The organism is Candidatus Synechococcus spongiarum SH4, assembly GCF_000586015.1.
GTDB classification, from domain to species: Bacteria; Cyanobacteriota; Cyanobacteriia; order PCC-6307; family Cyanobiaceae; genus Synechococcus_B; species Synechococcus_B spongiarum_F.
Genome location: NZ_JENA01000193.1, coordinates 1 through 3,100, shown reverse-complemented (window position 1 = coordinate 3,100; position 3,100 = coordinate 1). Strand labels below are relative to the sequence as shown.

Below are 3,100 nucleotides of genomic sequence, written 5' to 3'. Positions count from 1 at the left end.
CTTATGTATTGTAATCATGGCTGGCCAAGCGCAGCCCGGTGCATAGCTGCCTCCCGCATCGGCATGGGCGGCGGTAAGACCTTCATGGAGTTCTTCAACGGCCCGCCACCAGGCGCGTCTCCTGGGGAACGGCTGGATGCATCGGGAGGGTCAGGCGCACGGACGCACCCCCTTCAGGGCGGTTGAGGGCCCGCACCTTCCCCCCATGGGTGGTGGCAATTTGCTGCACAATGGCCAAACCCAGGCCACTGCCACTCAAACTGCTGGCCCGGGCCCGGGAGGCATCCCCCCGATAGAAACGCTCAAAAGCGTGCTGGAGGTCGGTTTCGCTGAAGCCGGATCCCTGGTCTTCCACATCCAGCTTGAGCCAGTTCCGGTCCGCAACAATTTTCACCTGGATGGCGCTGTGGTCGGGGCTATAGCGCAGGGCGTTGTCCAGCAGGTTCAACAGCGCCCGTTGCAGACGGGACGCATCAGCGGGGATGGCCACCGCCGGGCTGGTGCTGGTGATGCTCAGGCCCACATGGCGTGGTTCCGCCAGGGGAAGCAGGAACTGCCAGGCAGCTTTCACGTGGTCCACCACCATCACGGATGTGGCGTGGCGTTGCAGCGGCGTGTTCTCCAGCCGTGAGAGTTCCAGCAAATCCTCCACCAGGCTCTGCAGCCGAACGATTTCCTTCTCCAACCGCTCCATCAGCTTGACCTGGCTGGGGTTGCAGCTTTCCACCAGGCTTTCGCTCACCAGTCTCAGGGCGGTGAGGGGTGTTTTGAGCTCATGGGCTGCATCGCTCACCCAGCGCTCCTGCTGTTCCCTCTGGGCCAGCAGGGAATGGCGGTTAAGGAGGAAGACGCCCACCCAGCCCTGGCGCCCGGGCAGGGCTATGGCCTCCAGTTGTTCTGTGGTGACGGGTTCCAGGTGGTGGGGATTACAACTGGTGGAGGTGAAGATCCACTTGATGCGCTGCTGCTGCCCCGTGGTGCGCGCCCGACGGCTCACCTCTTCCAGTTGGTGGCAGCGAATGGCTTCCAGCAGGGGACGCTGTTCCCGTTTTGCCTCTTCTCCCTGGAGATGGAGCAGGGCGCAGACCTTCCTGTTCACCAGGCGAATGGTTTGCTGCCGATCCAGCACCAACACCCCCACCGGCGCCTGCCGCAGCCACTGGAGCATCTGGGCGTCCAAGGGCAGATGGCGCCTTGACGGCTGCCGGCGCCGCAAGAGCCATGGGGCCAGAAGCCCCAGGCCCAACCCCAGCACCAGGGCCACGCCTTCAGCCAAAGCGATACCCGAAGCCGCGAACAGTGGTAATCAGCAGGGGTTGGCTGGGGTTGTCCTCCAGCTTCTCCCGCAGCCAGCGGATATGAACATCCACGGTTTTGATGTCGCCGATAAAGTCCGGTCCCCAGATCCGTTCCAGCAACTTGTCCCGGCTCCAGACGCGGCGGGGATGACGCATGAAGAACTCCAGCAGCCTGTATTGCTTGGGCGGCAGATTCAGGGGGAGTCCTTTCATGGTGGCGCAATACTCCTCGGGGTAGAGGGCCAGTTCCCCATGCCTGAGCACCTCCACGGCAGGCTGATTGGCGGCGGAGCGGCTGGAGCGGCGCACCAGAACCCGGCAGCGGGCCACCAGTTCCCGCATCCCGAAGGGTTTCACCAGGTAATCGTCTGCCCCCACCTCCAGGCCCACCACCCGGTCGGTTTCCGAGTCCTTGGCGCTCACGATCAGGATGGGCGTGGTGAAGCCCCGACGGCGGAGGTAACGGCAGAAGTCCAGACCATGGACGCCCGGCATCATCAGGTCCAGGAGGATCAGGTCAAACGCGCTGGTCTCCGGGGTGTCCTGGAAGTGGTCCAGGGCCGCATTGCCGTGGCCCACGGCATCCACCAGAAATCCTTCGGCCGTCAGGCGCTCGGCAACGGTTTCACGGATGGTGTCGTCGTCTTCCACCAGGAGAAGCCTGTAAGGGGTCGGCCGCGGGGTGATTGGATGGTCAAGGTGGTGCTCAACCTGGGATCAGCCTAGCTGAACGGCCACGCCAGAGCCGTTGATCCGTCAGTAACGCCAAGGGATCAGCGGCGGTTTTCAAAAAAGTCGAAATCCGCCACGGTAAAGGAGCCCTCCTGTACTTGCCCCATGAGGTCCTCCAGTTGTTTCCAGAGCCCGGCGCCAGTGGACACGGCCAGAAGCAGGGCCAGGAAAAAACTACCCCCTGCCCCGAAGCCGAACACCTGCAGTCCGGCGCCAATGAACAGGATGGTCCCCGCCACGATGCCGCTATAGGGAAGCACCGTTGTGAAGCGTCCCAGGGGCAGGAGGGGCAGGCGATCCTGCTTCCAATCCTCCAGACGTTGTCTGACTTGGTGGGCAAAGGTCAACCCGCACAACAAGGCCACCAGCAGGCCAATCCCGCTGAGGGCATAGGGTGGCTGGCTCTGCCAGTAGGGCTGGGCATTCAGGAGCACGTCCAGTTGCTCCTGGAACACCGGACCCATAACGTCTTCACCCACAGTTTCGCTCCAGTGGGTTGCAGTGTAGGGCAACCAGCACAGGCAGGGGCAACCCTCAGACAGCCAGGGGATTCAAACGCTTCCAGAGGGACTGGGCCAGCCCCTTGGCCACGTTGGCGGCGCCGAAGTGACGCTGCAGCAGATTCAGCAGACCCACAAAATCCTGCGTCTGCAAGCGATCATCCCGCACCAGGGTTTGCAGCAGGCGCTGGCGCAGCATCTGGCCGTCGGCCGTAAACAGGAGACGCAGGCCCGAACTGGCCAGGGGCAGCACGTCCTGCCCGTCTCCACTGCCCCGGGCCACCCTCAGCAGGCTGTCCAGCCGCTCCAGCCGCAGCCGCCCCTCCTGATCAAACAGCACGTCCAGCAGCTTGTCCCGCAGCTCCGCCGTATCCGCCGCCAGCAATCGCCGCGCCACATAGGGGTAGGCCACCCCGACAATCCGGAAACCCGGATCCAGCCGCAGGGCCACCCCTTCCTGGCTCACCAGGGCGCGAATGATCAAGGCAAACCGGGCCGGGACCCTGAAGGGATAGTCGTACATCAACTCCGAGAAGCGATCCGTCACCTGCTTGAAGTTGAAGTCACGCA

Annotated in this window: 3 protein-coding genes and 1 pseudogene; all 4 read right to left on the bottom strand. The window is 63.5% G+C overall.

What is annotated here, in order from left to right:
* Positions 1–94 precede the first annotated feature (94 nt).
* Positions 95–1,264, bottom strand: a complete 1,170-nt coding sequence (locus BG35_RS0108190; RefSeq protein ID WP_236619837.1) for a PAS domain-containing sensor histidine kinase — start codon at positions 1,262–1,264, stop codon at positions 95–97.
* Positions 1,265–1,268: 4 nt separating this feature from the next.
* Positions 1,269–1,985, bottom strand: a complete 717-nt coding sequence (locus tag BG35_RS0108185; RefSeq protein ID WP_034418001.1) for a response regulator transcription factor — start codon at positions 1,983–1,985, stop codon at positions 1,269–1,271.
* 86 nt (positions 1,986–2,071) lie between these two features.
* Positions 2,072–2,542: a hypothetical protein gene (locus BG35_RS0108180; RefSeq protein WP_236619836.1), complete on the bottom strand. Its 471-nt coding sequence runs from the start codon at positions 2,540–2,542 to the stop codon at positions 2,072–2,074.
* A 22-nt stretch (positions 2,543–2,564) separates the two neighbouring features.
* Positions 2,565–3,100: pseudogene (locus BG35_RS11025) on the bottom strand (AarF/ABC1/UbiB kinase family protein); the annotation flags it as partial.